Origin of the sequence: Collinsella ihumii (genome assembly GCF_900046475.1) — a bacterium.
Classification (GTDB): Bacteria; Actinomycetota; Coriobacteriia; order Coriobacteriales; family Coriobacteriaceae; genus Collinsella; species Collinsella ihumii.
Genome location: NZ_FCOU01000003.1, coordinates 317,552 through 334,210 on the forward strand (window position 1 = coordinate 317,552; position 16,659 = coordinate 334,210).

A 16,659-nucleotide genomic window follows, 5' to 3' on the forward strand; every position below is an offset into this window, starting at 1 on the left:
GCTTCTTTAATGACAGAGAATAGGTCTTCGACAGACCCCCCCCCCGCCCAACTTTCCGGACTCCCGCAGCATGCTCCCGCACACGATATCAAGGCGCTTTCCATAGTATGCAGTTAGCGCAGACTGGCGGTCCAACTCCCCCGATGCGAATTGTGACCATACTGACAGCTGGCGATTCATCTCATCGGCAGAGGGCGTGTTGAAGAAGGGACGTCCAAAACGCCTCAAAATGCTCACCTCCTCGAAACGCAGGTCAAAGTACTTTGCTGCTATGTCAGGGAATCTGCTCTCAAAATCAGTCATTGCTTTGTATGCAGAACACATCGTTTCTTTGTTCTTGTGGTAAGCCTGATTTGCTTCGCAGAATTCTCGGAAAGACTTCTTCTTGAAGAATTGCGGCTGATTGCACCAACGGGCAATATTGACGTACAGAGGACGCCAGTAGCTATCTTTATAGCTTTCATATCTCATAATGTATGGGATACAATCATATTTCATGAGCGTGGCGATGCGAACGAACACCGACTCTATGTCGTGCTCATCTTGGGAATCATATGCACTCAAAACGTATAATCTCGTACCCTTATCTGCCCAAGTCCTCCATACGAGCAGCTTCTTTTCGATCAGTTCTTTATCCTCAACGTGATCGAACGCAAAGATAAAGTCGCCATGGTAGCGGCAGCGCGACAGGACCCGAGCCTTCTCGTCGGTCATAAGACGGATATCGAGCCCCTGTCGAAACTGAAAAGGACGGCCGGTCTCCTGCAGCTCTTCCAGCACCTCACGCCAGCGCGGAAAAGCCAGGAAGTTATCATCCCACAGATATATGAACGGACGGCTAGGATCGTAAAACTCGTTTACATGCGCATGGAAGTGGACCTTATCGTACTTCTTATTGACGCAGAATGAGCACTTCCTGAAGCACCCCCTTGTCGTAAAACCAATGGAGTAGTCAAGATAGTCGGACAGGACGCTCCTGCGCCTGCCCAAGTCCAGCTCACGATTGACATAGGGATCATACAGCGTGTAATCGGGACAGGAGTGTTCGACCTCAAACGGAAGATCTTCACCCCCGTCAGGAAATATGCCCGTGCCGCCGTAGAAGACGTTTGGCATCTTCAAGATCGCCTCGTTCACCTTCGTGAACGAGAAGACGCATGACAGAAACACGGCGTCGTATTTCTCCAGGCCTTCGTAATCGAGCAACAATGCTCTTTTGCACAGTGTGGATAGATTTGACTCCATATATGCCGCCTAGCTGCGGCCTCCTCCATAGAAGTCCCGGTACCTCAGCGTACCGGGGCACTCCATGGCGCGACCGAGCACCATCGCGGCCTTCTCCATGGCGCCTGACGGCGGGTTGGCGATGACGCTGAACAGGTCGAGCCATCCCTTCAGGTCGGCGCGGTCGAAGCCCTTGTGGGCGTCCAGGAACGACTTCAGCAGGAAGTGCAGCCGGTTCACGTCCGCCAGCGGGTTCTCCCGGTCGGGCAGGCCCTTCAGCCGCCTCGAGTCGTACTCGACGCTGGCGAGCCCGAGCTCGCGGACCAGGGCGCGGTGGGACTTCTCCTTGTCGTGCAGGAGCGTCGAGCCCCGCGCGACGTGGCCCGAGTAGGCCGCGAGCGCCCTCCGCGCGCTCGGCTTGCCCCGTCCGCACGGCTCGAAGGCGGACCGGCCCCGGCCGTCGGTCGCGACCGCGATGCACAGCTTGTTGCGCGACAGGCCCCGCTTGAGGGAGCCGTCGGCGTTGCGCTCGGCCTCCGCCGCGGGGACCGGGTAGTACGTCTCGTCAATCTGGACGCGCCCGGAGAGGACGGTGCCGTCCTGGATCCCGTCGAGCACGAGGAAGAGCTTGGCGAGCCACCAGGGCGGGGTGGTCGGCGACCTGCGGTTCGAGCGGGCTATCTCGCGGACGCTGTCGAAGGAGAGCAGCTGGATGACGAACTCGCACCAATCCGAGACCGGCACCTTGCGCCCCTCGAAGATGGTCCCCGTGGCGGGCGTGAACGTCCTGCCGCAGGACCGGCAGGCCCAGCGCCTGACGCCGCGCGAGTCGAAACCGTCGCGCACGATGTCGGGCGACGCGCACCGCGGGCAGGATGCCCGCTCGTACCCGTTGAGGAACTCCGCGTCCCCGGCGGTCGGGGCGTGCCTGGCGGCGTAGGCCTCGCGGTGGGCCCGGGCGACGAGCGCCTGGGCGGGCGTGACGTCCGATTCGGGGACGCCGTCCCACGGCGTCGCGGACGCCGAGGGCATCTTCTTCCTTGCGCGCATGGTGGTGGTCCGATCCCGTCCCGCGGGATGCCGCGCGATCCGGACCACCACGTCGCGAGAGCGCGGCACCCCGCGGGACGCTCTCGCGGGCGTGCTATGTCATCTCGGATTATACGACCGAGGCAGTCGGGACGGCGAATCTATCCACACTGTGCAAAAGATCATTTTCGAGCAAAAGCTCTACCTCGTGCCCGTGCGACTTGCAGTAGGAACTTATTTTTAGAAGAGCGAGGTTGGGATGTCGCGTACCGTGATCAACGAGATCTGCATCGATTATGCCAATGCACAAGCCGGCCTCTTTTTGCAGCCGTTGATAAACCTCTTGCATCCCAAGCCCCAATAAGTGACACCTATGGTTAATTCGATCCGATCTTACTCGATCGGCTCCACTAAACGCCGACCAGTCGCCCACCATTCTGTGAGCGTTGCGTTTCGCGCCCGGACCTTCAAAGCGCTTCGATAGGATTAACGCATGCCAGAAATGGAAACATGGCCCCTGCTTTACGTATAATCGCGGGCTTTCGACCTACATGGCTGCATAAGCGGTGTCGAGCCCTGCATAAAGCATGGGCGAAGTGCCGAGATAGACGGGATTTCACAACATAATATATGTATTACAATAATCACAGCGTCTTTTATATTGTCTCTTAAACGGACATGGGACTTTTGGGTACACTGATCTGGACCGGCCCGGAAGCCCACTCTATTAATATAGTAATATATTTATTACTAATTGTTCTATATTGTTAACAAGTGCGTCTACCTAGCGGTCCGGGAAACCAGTACCCAAAAGTCGCTTTTCCATTTCGTTGCCGGAGCCCACTTGCTGCGTGGACATGTCTGCTGCTAGCGCTAGAGTCATGCACCGAATCGAAGCCCGATGGCCGTTCTTCCCGGCTAAAGGATGGTAAGCTCGAAGCGAAACCAAAGCCTCGTCCTCGTCCAAGGAGCCCCATGATCCGACCCATCGTCACCTCCCCTCTCATGCTGCGTATGCCGAGCGTCGACGCGACACCGAACGATGCCTCCATCGGGCAGGATCTGTTGGACACGCTTGCAGCCCATGCGCATGAATGCGTGGGCATGGCGGCGAACATGATCGGGCAGCGAAAGCGCGTCATCGTCGTGCAGGACGGCCCGCGTGCGCGCCTCATGTACAACCCGGTTATCGTCGACTGTGCCAACGAGTACCAGACGGAAGAGGGATGCCTGTCGCTCTCCGGCACGCGCCCGGCCGTGCGCTGGCGCCGCATCCGCGTAAGCTACCTCGACGAGGACTTCGCCCCGCGCACCGAGACATTCACCGGGTACACCGCCCAGATCATCCAGCACGAGATCGATCACTACAACGGGATTCTTATCTAGAAACGTCAATCGATTGCTATCGCGCCGAACGCACGGCACGAGGCGCACGGCACGGGACGAGCCGGTCGGCGGTCCCCCGATCCCAGGCCTTCACTAATTCATGAATTACCGGAGGCATTTTCGGCGTTTGCCCAGGATTCATCTGTTTGACACCGTACTAATTCATGAATTAACAGGCAGACGAGAGATGCGTCAGGAATCCTGGAGCACGATGACACAAGCACTGTCAAAAAGGTGCTTGCCAGCCATAGCAGAACACACGGCATGTCCGTGCAATCGGGTACCATCGATACCGCACATCCCGCCACGTGCGAAAGGAGGCAACCCGTGCACGACATATGGAACCCCTGGCACGGCTGCACGCGCGTGAGCGAGGGGTGCGACAACTGCTACATGTACTACAACGACGAGCGGCGCGGCCTGGACGCCTCGCAGATCGCGCGCACCAAGAACTTCGACTACCCCCTGCAGCGGACGCGCGACGGGTCGTACAGAATACGGCCCGGCGAGCTGATCCGCGTCTGCATGACGTCGGACTTCCTGGTACCCGAGGCCGATCCATGGCGCGAGAAGGCATGGGACATCATCCGCGAGCGTCCCGACGTGCGCTTCTTCATCCTCACCAAGCGGCCCGAGCGCTTTGCCGGCCGCCTTCCGGCAGACTGGGGCGACGGCTGGGACAACGTCATGCTGAACGTTACATGCGAAAACCAGCGTCGCGCTGACGAGCGCATCCCCACGCTGCTCGCCACGCCCGCCAAACACCGCGGCATCATGTGCGCTCCGTTTATCGGACCGGTCTCCATAGAGCACGTCGTTCCGGGAAGTCTCGGTCCGCACGGAATAGAGCAGGTCATATGCGGCGGCGAGAACTATGGCGGAGCGCGCCCCTGCGACTTCGATTGGGTTCGCGCCCTGCGTAGCGAATGCGTCGCGGCGCATGTCACCTTCGCCTTCATCGAGACGGGCAGCGTCTTTATCAAAGACGGACGCACCTACCACCTACGCGGCAAGAAGCTTCAAAGCCAGCAGGCCTGGAAGTCCGGGATGGGCTACCAGGGACGCCCGATCGCCTGGCGCCTTACCGACCGGCTGGGGCTCGAGATCCCCGATCGGGATTTGTTCCAGCCCGACTACCACGAGCAATGCGCCCAATGCGGCAGCCTCCTCATCTGCAACGGCTGCGGTTCATGCACCACATGCTGGATGCGGTAGAGCGGTGCCGGTCGGCCCGTTCCGCGCCATAACGACGCGTTCGTTCAACCCACTGAGTTAGCTATATTAAACATACTGTGAAGGTCCTTTGAACTTCTAGGAATCAGTCTCAATATGGGCCTATAGCGCCAACATTTGGTCATAATCCTAAATGTACGGCGCGGTCATCCCGGAGAGGGTCCGAAGGGACCGGGAATCGCGCAATCGCCTATGATCGGAGGAAGATCATGAAGTTCGTTTGCCCCGTTTGCGGTTACGTTGAGGAGTTCGACGGCGATCAGCTGCCCGAGGATTTCAAGTGCCCCCAGTGCGGCGTCTCCGGTGACCGCTTCATCAAGCAGAGCGAGACCGAGATGAGCTGGGCTGCCGAGCACGTCGTGGGCGTTGGCAAGCTGCCCGAGGTCCCCGAGGACATCGTCGCCGATCTGCGCGCCAACTTCGAGGGCGAGTGCACCGAGGTCGGTATGTACCTGGCCATGGCTCGCGTCGCTCATCGCGAGGGCTATCCCGAGATCGGCCTGTACTGGGAGAAGGCCGCTCACGAGGAGGCCGAGCATGCCGCCAAGTTCGCCGAGCTCCTCGGCGAGGTCGTGACCGACTCCACCAAGAAGAACCTCGAGATGCGCGTCGAGGCCGAGAACGGCGCCACCGCCGGCAAGACCGACCTTGCCAAGCGCGCCAAGGCCGCTAACCTGGACGCCATCCACGACACCGTGCACGAGATGGCTCGTGACGAGGCCCGTCACGGCAAGGCCTTCGCTGGCCTGCTCAAGCGCTACTTCGGCTAAGCCGAACCCTGCGTAACTGCGCACCAGACGCGCCCCCGGTTCTCCGGGGGCGCGTCTTTCTTTTGCCCCAGGCCGGTTTGGGATAGGTTGTTTGGGGACGGGTTCGCTTCAACCCGTCACAAGGGGGTCATGCAAATCGGGGGACGTACCTGTTGCGTGCATAAATGCACGCAACAGGTACGTCCCCCGATTTGCACAAGCGTACCGTAGCTCCTATGCGCGCTTTCCCGACCGCATCGCACGCGCGATGCACGCCCCCACGGGATATGCAACAAACGCTGCAACGAACACAACCCGGGAGGCCGCAAACAGCGCGCCCGTCGCGTCGCCGACGGACAATGCGAGCGCCTCGATGAACTGGCTTGCGATCACCAGCGCATAGGTGCACCCCGTGTACTTGAGCAACGTCCCCTTCAGTCCCGTGAACTCGCTTTCACGCTCGGGAACAAACCCACTCATCGCATCCATACGGCACCCTCTCCTCATCGGACGGTCGGCATGCAGACCGCGCATGCCTTACCAAGTACTAACGTAATCGCCGATTGGCAACGTTGCGTGAGGGGGCTGTCATATTCGTGTAAGGATACGCAAGGAGACGGCGAAAGCGCCCTGCCCGCTATCTGTGCGCCCCTTTCTTTTCAAGTGGTTTCAACTGTTCGTTTACCGCAGCTCAAAATCAATGCTTTTTCGTGCTCTGACCTGCATAATTAACGAGTTTGAAATATAGATTTGCTCTTGAAACAGGAGGGAAGATGCACGTCATCACAAGGAGGCAGTTTGGCGCGCTGGCGCTGGGCACCGTCGCCTGTGCGCTCGCCGGGTTGACCGGATGCACGGATTCCGGCACGGCCGCCGGCAGCTCGGCGACGACCACGTCCCGCTCCGACGGGAACACGCTGCGCGTCGGCGTCCGCTCGGACATCGTCGGCTTCGGCTACCTCAACGATCGGACCGGCAAGTACTACGGACTGGAAATCGACATCGCCCAGGAGATGGCGGACCGCATGGGCAAGTCGAACGTCGAGTTCACGACCGTCACGCCCGATGACCGCAAGGAGATGCTGCTCGACGGCCAGATCGACTGCATCATCGCCTGCTACTCCATCGCCGATTCGCGCAAGGAGAACTTCGACTTCTCCCCCGCCTACTACGATGACCAGGTCATCGCGGTCGTCCAGAACAGCTCCATGTTCGACAGCATCGACGATATGAAGGGCATGACGTTCGGCACCATGTCCGGCGCCAACGCCGCTCCGCTGCTGACGAACAAGTTCGCCGAGATGGACTTCTCGAAAGAGATCAAGCAGGTCGTGAAAGATGACAACAGCCATGTCATCTTCGATACCTGGACGCTGCTGCAGTATCCCTCCTACCAGGAGCTTTCCGACGCGCTTGAGGAGGGAACGGTCGACGCCATGGTGCTCGACGGCGCCATCGCCAAGACCTATATGAACTACAAGCGCTCGATCCTTCCCGGCTTCGTGGTCGCCGAGCAGTCCTTCGGCGTCGCCACGCAGAAGGGCTCCGACCTCTCCGCCCCCGTTTCCGACGCCATCCAGGCCATGCTCGATGACGGCACCATCGAGACCCTGATCGACAAGTGGGACTAGGAGGCCGCCCGATGAAGATGACACGCAACCTGAAGATCAAGATCGCAGCGATCATCGTCGCTGCGATCGCCAGCATCGTCGTCATGGGCGTCCTGCTGTTCAACATGCAGAACACCCTTACGCAGAGCAACTACGCCTCCGAGATGATCGCCGAGGCGGAGCAGCTCGACACGCTGCTGGCCGACGCCGCCTCCGAGGCCGACCAGAACAAGGAGACGTTCGACGCCATCTACCAGTCCAAGGCGCAAAGCATCGCCTTCATGGCCAACAACAACACCGGCTACGAGGCAACCGACGCCAAGATGCGCGAGTACCAGGAGCTCCTCGGCGTCGATAACGTGCTGATCGTGAAGCGCGACGGCTCCGTCGTCGCGTGCGCCCAGAAGACCGAGGCCGATTTCTCCCACGCGCGCTTCAACTACCTGCGCGAATCCCTGAACACGGGAGAGCCCAGCCGTGCCGTGGAGATCGATCTGCCCGACCGCGAGTGGCTGTACCGCTACTACGCCGCCAAGATCGACAACGACACCATGGCCGTCATCGAGCAGAGCCCCGTCGAACTCGACGAGCTCGACGCCGCGACGAGCTCCACCGCGAGCGTGCTCAGAAACATCACGGTCGGCCAGGACGGCTACGTGTTCGCCCTGTCCGCCCAGACCTACCTGATCGAGTACCATCCCGATGAGAACCTCGTCGGCACCGACGCGATCGACGCGGGCATCGAGGTCGCCAAGCTCGAGGATGGCACGACGAGCTGGATGACCCTGGACGGCGACTCCCTGTACTGCCACGTCAGCCTGATCGACGACATGTACTACATCCAGGCCGTCCCCGCCTCCGACATGAACGCCTCGACCATGGTGACCGTGGGCGTCATCCTGTTCGCCTTCACCGCCGTCGTGGCCGCCGTCGCCCTGTACGGCATCTTCGTCCTGCGCGACGACGAGCGCCGCGGCGAGACGGAGCAGGATGGGTCCAAGGCAGGCGGCCTGCGCATCAACCGCCGCATCGCCAAGAAGGCTGCCGTGCTCTCGGCCGTCGGCTTTATCGGCATCATCGTGATCTCGTTCTACATGCAGACGCTGTTCGCGCTGTCCTCGCAGTCGCTGACCATGACCGAGCGCGTCGAGCAGATCACCCAGGCCATCCAGACCAGCCAGGACCGCGCCTCCGACCTCGAGGACCAGTACAACGAGCGCTACCTCTCCAAGGCTCAGGTCGCGGCCTACATCCTCGACCGCAACCCCGAGCTCGCCACGCGCGAGAAGCTCCAGGAGCTCGCAGACGCGCTGCAGATCCAGTATCTGTTCAAGTTCGATTCCTCTGGCCGCGTGACCGCCACGAACTCCACGTTCACGAACTTCGTGCTGTCCGAGGATTCCGCCGACCAGTCCTATGAGTTCCGCAAGCTGCTGCAGGGCGTCGAGTCCTACGTCCAGCCCGCCGGCCCCGACGAGGTCTCCGGCGAGCTGCGCCAGTACATCGGCGTCGTGACGCACAACGCCGACGGCATCATCGACGGCTTCGTCCAGCTCGGCATCCGCCCGACGCGCCTGGAGTCCCTGCTCGAGTCCGTCCAGATCGACCATGTGCTCGACGGCGTGCACGTGGGCGCCGACGGCTTTGCGTTCGCCATCGACAAGAGCGACGGGACGTTTGCCTATTACCCGGACGCCAACACGGTGGGCAAGGCGGCCACCGCATGCGGCATGACCGAAAACCAGCTGATCGACGGCTACAGCGATTACATCACCGTCAACGGCGAGCAGTACTTCGCCACCTCCGCCGAGACGTCGGACTACTACGTCTACGCCGTCGGATCCGACGGTGCCCTCATGGCCGAGCGCGTGCCGCTGACCATCGCGACCGCGGGCATCGCGCTCGTGTGCCTGGCCGTCATCTTCTGCCTCATGGTCGTCGAGCCCAAGCCCGGCGCCGACCAGGCCGTCGCATCCGCACGCAAAGAGTCCGATGACGACCCGCGCATGGTCGACGTCACCGTGGGCGGTCGCACCATGAAGACCGAGAGCGCCGCGAGCCGCTGGCTCAACCGCGCCTTCAGCTGGGACGAGATGACCCCCGAGCAGAAGCTCGGCACCGTGCTCCGCTGGCTCATGGGCGTCGCCGTGATCCTGGTGTGCCTCGCCGTCATCTTCAAGGACGCCATCTTCGGCACCGACTCCATCTTCGCCTACATCCTCGGCGGCTCCTGGCAGCACGGCCCGAACATCTTCGCCATCACGGCCAGCCTCATGTCCGCCTGCGTCATCATGACCGTCGCGACGATCCTGCAGAAGATCTTCATGTTGATCGCCCAGGTCGTGGAAGCCCGCGGCGTCACCATGTGCCGTCTGGCCGCGAGCATCGTCAAGTACGCGGCGATGATCGGCATGCTGTACTGGTGCCTTGCGCTGCTGGGCGTGGACACCGCGACGCTGCTCGCCTCCGCCGGCCTGCTGACGCTCGCGATCTCGCTCGGCGCCAAGGACCTCGTGGCCGACATCATCGCCGGCCTGTTCATCATCTTCGAGGGCGAGTTCCGCGTCGGCGACATCATCCAGGTCGGCGGCAGCAAGGGCACCGTCATGGAGATCGGCGTGCGCACCACCAAGATCAACGACGGCTCCGGCAACATCCTCGTACTGCGCAACTCCGGCATCTCCAACGTGGTCAACATGACCAAGGAGCATTCGTTCGCCGCCGTCGAGGTCGGCATCGAGTACGGCGAGAGCCTGGAGCGCGTGGAGAACATCCTCTCCAAGGAGCTGCCGAACATCAGGAAGCGCCTGCCCGCCATCATCGACGGCCCGTTCTACCGCGGCGTCACGATGCTCGCCGACAACTCGGTCAACATCAAGATCGTGGCAGAGTGCAACGAGAAGGACCGTGGCGGCCTGACGAACGACCTGAATCGCGAGATGAAGCTGCTGTTCGACAAGTACAGGATCTCCATCCCCTTCCCGCAGGTCGTGGTCAACCAGCCGACCGTCTTCAAGAAGGCGACGGCCGCCGAGAAGCGCGCCGCCGACGCCTTCAATGCGGAGCAGAAGGAGGCGTTCAAGAACTTCGTGGACGAGAACGAGGACTTCGACGAGTTCAACGATTCCCATCGCCACTGATAGCTGCGAGAAGCGGTAACGCAAACGGCCTGGAAGCACGCGCTTCCAGGCCGTTTTCTTTTGCACCTGCCATGTCGGATGCCTTTACGTACTCGAGAGCACGCGTTTCATGAACGGGAACTCGTTGCGGACGAATCGGTTGAGGCGATCGATCGCGTCGCTCTGGCGGCCCTTCAGCGTCACCATGCATATCGGCACGGGCGGCGCATCTGAAGGGTCCACGCGATGCATGATGGCGAGCGGCTTGATATCGAGCGCCTTCAGGTGGATGCCCAGGACATACCCGTCTTTCTGCTCGAGAAACTCCGCGACCCCTTCATCGGTGTCGACGCTTATCAGCGGCGAGGCGAGCCCGCGCTTGCGGCATGAGGAGAGGATCGTCTCGTTGAACGAATCGATCTCCTCGTTGTAGAGCACCGGATACCGCTCGAGATCGGCGAACGTCAGCAGGCGCTTGCGGCGTAGCGGATGGTTCTTGCCCATAAACGCGCCGACCGATACGGTACCGAGCACCAGGCAGCTGCAGCGGGGATCGGAGAAGGCGCCGATGGTGATCATCGCATCGATGTTCCCCGCGCGCAGATCCGCAAGCGCCTGGGTCCCCATGGCGAGCTCGAGCTGCGTCTTGATTCCCGCCATATGGGAGATGAGCTGGGAAAACGCGTTGCATACAAGCTCATGCTTGGCAAAGGGCGGAGAGATCAGCGCCAGGCGCACATCGGCCTGCTTCTTACCGGTCTCCGCCTGCGTGCGCAATTCGACCGCCCGGCCGAACGCGTCGAAACTCGCCACGGCCTCACGGGCGGGACCGACCAGGGATTTTCCCAACGGCGTGAGCTTCACGGTCCTTCCCCCGCGCACGAACAAAGGGGCGCCCACCTCTTCCTCGAGGTCGAGCATCGCCTTGGACACCGCTTGGACCGAGACGTTCTCCGCACGGGCCGCCTCGGAAAAACTCCCGCAGCATGCGGCAAGATAGAAATATTGAAGCTGTCGTATGTTCACAATCACGCCCCACAACACCGCTCGGCAGCAGACATCCCCGGCCCATACGCGGGAACGCTCTCCACCCGGCGCGATGGCCCATCAGAATAGAATACGTCTCGCACTTCCCCGCGCGGAGAAATCCATCCCGCATCAACGAAGAGTTGAGCATGCAGCTTGACGCGCGGCATGAAAAAGCCCGCCTGCTCATGCAGGCGGGCTTGAAAGCATGGTTCGATGTTTCCCGCAGGCGCCGATTGATGCGCCCCGCGCCGTGCACACCCGTGGCAGGCGGGGCGAAGCAAGAAATCGGCGGTACGCTATAGGCACGCCGTCCCATCCACAGTACGCTATAGGCACGTTTTCGGGCGAAAACCGTGCCTATAGCGTACTGTCAACAGAGTGACGTGCCTATAGCGTACCGTCGATGCGGACGACGCCGCAACGCAGGCCCCGGCTGACGTCGGCCAGCACATCGGTCAGCGTTCCCTAGTTCACGCCCTCGTTCTTCATGGCGCGGGAGGCGAACACGATGCCGGCGAACGCGGTCGCCGCGTACACGAGATACATGTAGACCGAACCGCCGCCATTCATGAAGGTGTGAGCGGTCTCGGCGAGGTTGACCACGACCATGAAGGCGCACAGATAGACATAGGGCTTGAGCAGCGAATGCTTCTTGGCGGCACGGATGCCGACGAAGCCGGTCACGAACTCGAAGAGGCCGATGAGGGCCATGATGACCGCGTAGAGCTGGGCGATCTGGGTGCCATCCTCCATGTTGAGATCGACGTGGGGAGCGCCGAAGAACATGAGGGCGGCGACGGCGATGGCCGCGATGCCGAACACCAAGAAGAAGACGCTGATGCCCTTGACGATCGCGCACTCCTTAGACTGACTTGCCATGGTTTCGTCCTTTCACATCGATCGCCGCCGCATGCCGGCCACACGGAAGGCGACATATAGCTGGCAGTAACAAACTGGGCGATTATATTGAGTAGCGATCTGGGGCGTCAATAAGCGGGGCATCGCATCAACCGTTCTTTGAAGGGTGGCCCGACACCACCCGTATCCTGCTGCGCCGCAGCGCATAGGCTATGATTTTGCTGTATTGCGCATGCCCGGAATGCACGCTGCAGCTCGGCGCATCCCCGGCATGGCCCATCCGTCAACGCGACCAAAAGGGACATCCATGGCACAAACCGCACTCGATCAGCACGGCGTCTTCCCACCTGAGCCCCAAGCAGATAAGAAGATTCCGCTCATCCTCAAGGTATACGGCTTCCTCTGCATGGCAGACGGCATCTTCACGGTCTTCTCCGTGCTGGTCTTCGGCCTGCTGCTCCTGTTCGCCCTGCAGACCGACCCGAGCGCTATCATCGTCGGCACCGACCCGACGCTGCCGGTCATCCTGCTGGTCATCTCGCTGGTCACCACGTTCGGCAACGCCATCGGCCTCATCGTGTTCGGCCGCTCCCTGTTGAAGAACCGCCGCCGCCATGCCGCGCGATGGTCCTACGCGCTGATCGCCACGACGCTCGTCCAGATCATCCTGCGCATCATGCTCGATGGCGTCAGCACGAGCCTCATCCCCGACACCATCCAGCTGGTCATCCTGCTGACGCTGTCGGTCACCGTCGATCCCTCGCTGCGCCACGAGCGCCATCTCGAGCGCACCGCCCGCGACCTGTCGGATCGCGAGGCCGCGCGCATCGGCATGCTCGGCCGCGACCTCAAGGGCGAGGGCTACATCCAGCTCAACTTCTTCAACCTGTTCTGGGTCTTCGTGGTCTGCTGCGTGCTCGGCCTCATCATCGAGACCATCTATCACATGGTGATCGTGGAGCCCGGCGTCTACCAGGACCGCGCCGGCATGCTGTTCGGCCCGTTCTCCCCCATCTACGGATTCGGCGCCGTGCTCATGACGGTGGCGCTCAACCGCTTCTACCGCTCGAACCCCGTCATCATCTTCGTGGTGTCCGCCGTCATCGGCGGCCTGTTCGAGGCGGCGGTCAGCTGGTTCATGCAGACGGGCTTCGGCGCCGTCGCATGGGACTATTCCGGCTCGACCATCTTCGGCCTGTTCCCCGATCCAATCGCCGTGCTGTTCGGCGGCAGAACCAGCACGCTGTTCATGTGCATGTGGGGCGCCCTCGGATTCGTATGGATCAAGCTCTGCCTACCGTGGCTGCTCAAGCTCATCAACATCATTCCCTGGAAGCTCCGCTACTCGTTCACCGCGTTGTGCACGGTGCTTATGGTTGTCAACGGCGTCATGACCCTGCAGGCGCTCGACTGCTGGTTCGAGCGCCTCTCCGGCGTGGCGGGCGCGACGCCGGTCGAGCAGTTCTACGCCGAGCACTTCGACAACGACTACATGGAGCATCGCTTCGAGAGCATGACGATCACGCCCGAGGACTCCGGACGTATCGACGGAGGAGCCGCGTCCGACACCGTCACAACTGCGTAAGGACGATCCTCGATTCCAACGGGTGGCGAAAGGCCCCGACGGCGCGTCGTCGGGGCCTCTCCTATGCGCAGGCCTCGGCAAGCCCGCCGAGACCGGCAACAAAAAAGCCCTTGGCGGACGAGAAGACCGCCAAGGGCTCATGCATATATGCCGTATCGCTTAGAAGCGACCGCCGCGATGGTTGCCGCTGAAGCCGCCACGACCGCCGCGGTCGTCACGGCCGCCGCGGTCGTCACGGCCGCCACGGCCGGTCGTCACGACCGCCGCGCGGGCCGCGGTCGGAGTCGAGACCCATGGCGACCAGCGGCTCGACGACCTGGTCGAGCATCTCGATCAGGCTCTCGGCCGTCGCAGCGGACAGCTGCGGAACGAGCTTCTTGCGCTTGTTGCCCAGGGCGGCGATGAGCTCCTCGGCGTCCTCGCTGGCGATGACGACGATCTTGCGCATATCCTCCTCTTCGGGCTCGATGCGCGCGACGATGTCGTTCTTCTCCGCCTCGGCCAGGATGCCGTCGAGCTCGCGCAGGCGCATGCCCATGAGCTCGGCCATCTCCTTCTGCTCCATGCGAGGCTTAAGCTCCAGGAGCTTGAGCGCACGCATGAGGTCGTTCATGCGCTTGGCGTCCTCCTCGGCCTCCTCGCGCATCATATCGCGACGACCGCGCAGCAGACGGGCTGCACGGTTCACCTTGTCAAACAGTTCATCATCCAGATTCTCGGGCGCAATCTTGGAATCCTCGGCGTCCTCTTCCTTCTCGACGTCAGCCTCGGACTCAACGACGGTCTCGGCCACGGGCTCCTCGGCCTCGACCTCAGCCGTCACGTCAGCGGACACGGCGTCCGCTTCGGCCGTCTTCTCGACGGCGATCTCATCGTTCTCGGTCATGGTCACATCGTTTTCGCTGTACTCAGACATGCGTTCCTCCTGCGCCCTCGGCGCTCAACAGGCGGCCTCTTTTTTGGACCGCAATCACATACAGGCCTTCCGGCCGTCAGCTAGTGTAGAGTTTCCGCAGGCAACAGATGTAGAGAATCAATGTCTGCACAAAAAAGCAGCGACACCGAGGTGCCGCTGCCTTGCCGAGTCGATGTGTGGGGGCCGTCTGCGGGCACCATGACTAGCGCTGGCGATAGTGCTCCAGGAAGTCCGCCAGATCCTCGACGGCCTCCTGCAGCACGCCCATGCGCGGCAGGAAGACGATGCGGAAGTGGTCGGGCTCCGGCCAGGCGAAGCCGCCGCCGCGGGTGATCAGGATGCGCTTCTCGTGGAGCAGGTCGAGCGCGAACTGCTCGTCGCTGGTGATGTTGAACTTCTCGACGTCGAGCTTGGGGAAGATGTAGAAGGCCGCCTTGGGCTTGACCGCGGTGACGCCGTCGATGGCGTTGAGGGCCTCGTAGATGTAGTTGCGCTGCTCGTAGATGCGCCCACCGGGAACGATGTAGCTGTTGACGCTCTGGTGGCCGCCGAGCGCGGTCTGCACGATGGACTGGCCGGGGACGTTGGAGCACAGGCGCATGTTCGACAGCATGTTGACGCCGTACATGAAGTCCTTCATGCAGCGCTTGTTGCCCGAAAGCACCATCCAGCCGATGCGGAAGCCGCAGACCATGTGCGACTTCGAGAGGCCGGAGAAGGTGACGCACGGCAGGTCGGGGGCGAGCGTCGCGGTGGAAACGTGCTCGAACCCGTCCATGACCAGGCGGTCGTAGATCTCGTCGGAGAAGATCATGAGCTGGTGCTTGCGCGCGATCTCGACGATCTGCTCGAGGACCTCGCGCGGGTACACGGCGCCCGTGGGGTTGTTGGGGTTGATGATGACGATCGCCTTAGTGCACGGGGTGATCTTGGACTCGATGTCGGCGACATCGGGGTTCCACTCGGCCTGCTCGTCGCACACGTAGTGCACCGGGGTGCCGCCGGCGAGCGTGGCGCAGGCGGTCCACAGCGGGTAGTCGGGCATGGGGATCAGAATCTCGTCGCCGTTGTTGAGCAGCGCGTTCATGCACAGCTGGATGAGCTCCGAGACGCCGTTGCCGGTGTAGATGCCGTCCATGCTCACGTTGGGGATGCCCTTGAGCTGCGCGTACTGCATGATCGCCTTGCGGGCGCTAAACAGGCCGCGCGCCTCGGAGTAGCCCTCGCAGTCGGTCAGCTGCAGGCGCATGTCCTCGATGACCTCGTCGGGGGTGCGGAACCCGAACGGCGCCGTGTTGCCGATGTTCAGCTTGAGGATGCGCTGGCCCTCGGCCTCCATGCGGGCCGCTTCGTCGGTGATGGGGCCGCGGACGTCGTACAGGACGTTATCGAGCTTGCTTGACTTATTGAACTCGCGCATTGAAGTGCTCCTTTGCGTTGGTGCGTCATGTTGACGGTCGGAATCGGAAGGTTGGTCGGCGGCCTCATGCCGCGCGCTAGCTCGCTCGTCGCTCGGTATGACGGGCGCGTTCGGTTCCGCCTGCAGGGAAGCGGCGCCTTCAAGCCAGCCCTCGTCGACGTCGAGGATGCGGGCCAGCAGGGCGACCACGTCGCGGCGGGGAACGGTCTTGCCGCTCACATACTGGCTGACCTGGCTTTTTCCCAACTTGCTGCCGAGTTCGGACGCCGCACGGATCATATCGCTCTGCTTGAGGCCGCGATGCGCCATGGCCGTCTTGAGACGGTCGGCAAACGACTCGTGCTCGGTGTTCTGCGCCATCTCGCCTCCAATAGTTCAATTTCGAATCAGAATTGAACTTTTTTGCTTGCGATATGTGCAATCAGGTTCAAAGTTCAATTTATGGGCAGTCTACCACAGAAAGAAATTGAACTTGCCGAGAATTCCCGGATAGTTCGTCGG

General features: G+C 61.6%; 13 protein-coding genes. 6 read left to right on the forward strand and 7 right to left on the reverse strand.

Annotation, left to right across the window (positions count from 1 at the left end; all coding sequences use genetic code 11):
* Nucleotides 1–6: 6 nt before the first annotated feature.
* Nucleotides 7–1,206: a radical SAM protein gene (locus tag BN3789_RS02660; protein WP_066829579.1), complete on the reverse strand. Its 1,200-nt coding sequence runs from the start codon at nt 1,204–1,206 to the stop codon at nt 7–9.
* 48 nt (nt 1,207–1,254) lie between these two features.
* Entirely contained in the window at nt 1,255–2,256 is a 1,002-nt protein-coding gene (locus BN3789_RS02665) for an IS1/IS1595 family N-terminal zinc-binding domain-containing protein (RefSeq protein WP_066829586.1), read from the reverse strand.
* Between the two features lie 972 nt (nt 2,257–3,228).
* Here BN3789_RS02665 and BN3789_RS02670 point away from each other — a divergent pair.
* The 3 genes from BN3789_RS02670 (at nt 3,229) to BN3789_RS02680 (ending at nt 5,642) form a co-directional block, all read left to right on the forward strand.
* A complete protein-coding gene (locus BN3789_RS02670) occupies nt 3,229–3,639 on the forward strand; it encodes a peptide deformylase (protein ID WP_066829587.1) in 411 nt (136 codons plus the stop codon).
* 327 nt (nt 3,640–3,966) lie between these two features.
* Nucleotides 3,967–4,854, forward strand: coding sequence for a DUF5131 family protein (locus BN3789_RS02675; protein ID WP_066829588.1), 888 nt, complete (start codon nt 3,967–3,969; stop codon nt 4,852–4,854).
* Nucleotides 4,855–5,081: 227 nt separating this feature from the next.
* On the forward strand, nt 5,082–5,642 hold the full coding sequence (locus BN3789_RS02680) for a ferritin family protein (RefSeq protein ID WP_239455980.1): 561 nt from the start codon (nt 5,082–5,084) through the stop codon (nt 5,640–5,642).
* Nucleotides 5,643–5,855: 213 nt separating this feature from the next.
* Here BN3789_RS02680 and BN3789_RS02685 read toward each other — a convergent pair whose 3' ends face one another.
* Entirely contained in the window at nt 5,856–6,110 is a 255-nt protein-coding gene (locus BN3789_RS02685; RefSeq protein WP_066829590.1) for a hypothetical protein, read from the reverse strand.
* 284 nt (nt 6,111–6,394) lie between these two features.
* Here BN3789_RS02685 and BN3789_RS02690 point away from each other — a divergent pair, with 284 nt between their 5' ends.
* A complete protein-coding gene (locus BN3789_RS02690) occupies nt 6,395–7,252 on the forward strand; it encodes a transporter substrate-binding domain-containing protein (protein WP_066829592.1) in 858 nt (285 codons plus the stop codon).
* An 11-nt stretch (nt 7,253–7,263) separates the two neighbouring features.
* Entirely contained in the window at nt 7,264–10,371 is a 3,108-nt protein-coding gene (locus BN3789_RS02695; protein WP_079989042.1) for a mechanosensitive ion channel domain-containing protein, read from the forward strand.
* Between the two features lie 84 nt (nt 10,372–10,455).
* On the opposite strand, the gene BN3789_RS02700 is transcribed toward BN3789_RS02695, so the two are convergent.
* Both BN3789_RS02700 and BN3789_RS02705 read right to left on the reverse strand, forming a co-directional pair.
* Nucleotides 10,456–11,376 carry a LysR family transcriptional regulator gene (locus BN3789_RS02700; RefSeq protein WP_066829594.1) on the reverse strand — a complete coding sequence of 307 codons (921 nt, stop codon included), beginning with the start codon at nt 11,374–11,376 and terminating at the stop codon, nt 10,456–10,458.
* Between the two features lie 468 nt (nt 11,377–11,844).
* Nucleotides 11,845–12,258: a hypothetical protein gene (locus BN3789_RS02705; RefSeq protein ID WP_066829596.1), complete on the reverse strand. Its 414-nt coding sequence runs from the start codon at nt 12,256–12,258 to the stop codon at nt 11,845–11,847.
* Between the two features lie 286 nt (nt 12,259–12,544).
* On the opposite strand from BN3789_RS02705, the gene BN3789_RS02710 reads away from it, so the two are divergent.
* Entirely contained in the window at nt 12,545–13,822 is a 1,278-nt protein-coding gene (locus BN3789_RS02710) for a putative ABC transporter permease (protein ID WP_066829597.1), read from the forward strand.
* A gap of 232 nt (nt 13,823–14,054) precedes the next feature.
* Here BN3789_RS02710 and BN3789_RS12990 read toward each other — a convergent pair whose 3' ends face one another.
* Complete coding sequence (locus BN3789_RS12990; RefSeq protein WP_066829598.1) at nt 14,055–14,738, reverse strand: helix-turn-helix domain-containing protein; 684 nt, start codon at nt 14,736–14,738, stop codon at nt 14,055–14,057.
* 202 nt (nt 14,739–14,940) lie between these two features.
* Entirely contained in the window at nt 14,941–16,518 is a 1,578-nt protein-coding gene (locus BN3789_RS02720; RefSeq protein WP_202615055.1) for an aminotransferase class I/II-fold pyridoxal phosphate-dependent enzyme, read from the reverse strand.
* Between the last annotated feature and the right edge of the window lie 141 nt (nt 16,519–16,659).

What these genes read in the sequence shown, in the direction of transcription:
- BN3789_RS02665 (WP_066829586.1), bottom strand. Translation starts at nt 2,256, where the DNA reads ATGCCCTCGGCGTCCGCGACGCCGTGGGACGGCGTCCCCGAATCGGAC.
- BN3789_RS02670 (WP_066829587.1), top strand. Translation starts at nt 3,229, where the DNA reads ATGATCCGACCCATCGTCACCTCCCCTCTCATGCTGCGTATGCCGAGC.
- BN3789_RS02680 (WP_239455980.1), top strand. Translation starts at nt 5,082, where the DNA reads ATGAAGTTCGTTTGCCCCGTTTGCGGTTACGTTGAGGAGTTCGACGGC.
- BN3789_RS02685 (WP_066829590.1), bottom strand. Translation starts at nt 6,110, where the DNA reads ATGGATGCGATGAGTGGGTTTGTTCCCGAGCGTGAAAGCGAGTTCACG.
- BN3789_RS02690 (WP_066829592.1), top strand. Translation starts at nt 6,395, where the DNA reads ATGCACGTCATCACAAGGAGGCAGTTTGGCGCGCTGGCGCTGGGCACC.
- BN3789_RS02695 (WP_079989042.1), top strand. Translation starts at nt 7,264, where the DNA reads ATGAAGATGACACGCAACCTGAAGATCAAGATCGCAGCGATCATCGTC.
- BN3789_RS02705 (WP_066829596.1), bottom strand. Translation starts at nt 12,258, where the DNA reads ATGGCAAGTCAGTCTAAGGAGTGCGCGATCGTCAAGGGCATCAGCGTC.
- BN3789_RS02710 (WP_066829597.1), top strand. Translation starts at nt 12,545, where the DNA reads ATGGCACAAACCGCACTCGATCAGCACGGCGTCTTCCCACCTGAGCCC.
- BN3789_RS12990 (WP_066829598.1), bottom strand. Translation starts at nt 14,738, where the DNA reads ATGTCTGAGTACAGCGAAAACGATGTGACCATGACCGAGAACGATGAG.
- BN3789_RS02720 (WP_202615055.1), bottom strand. Translation starts at nt 16,518, where the DNA reads ATGGCGCAGAACACCGAGCACGAGTCGTTTGCCGACCGTCTCAAGACG.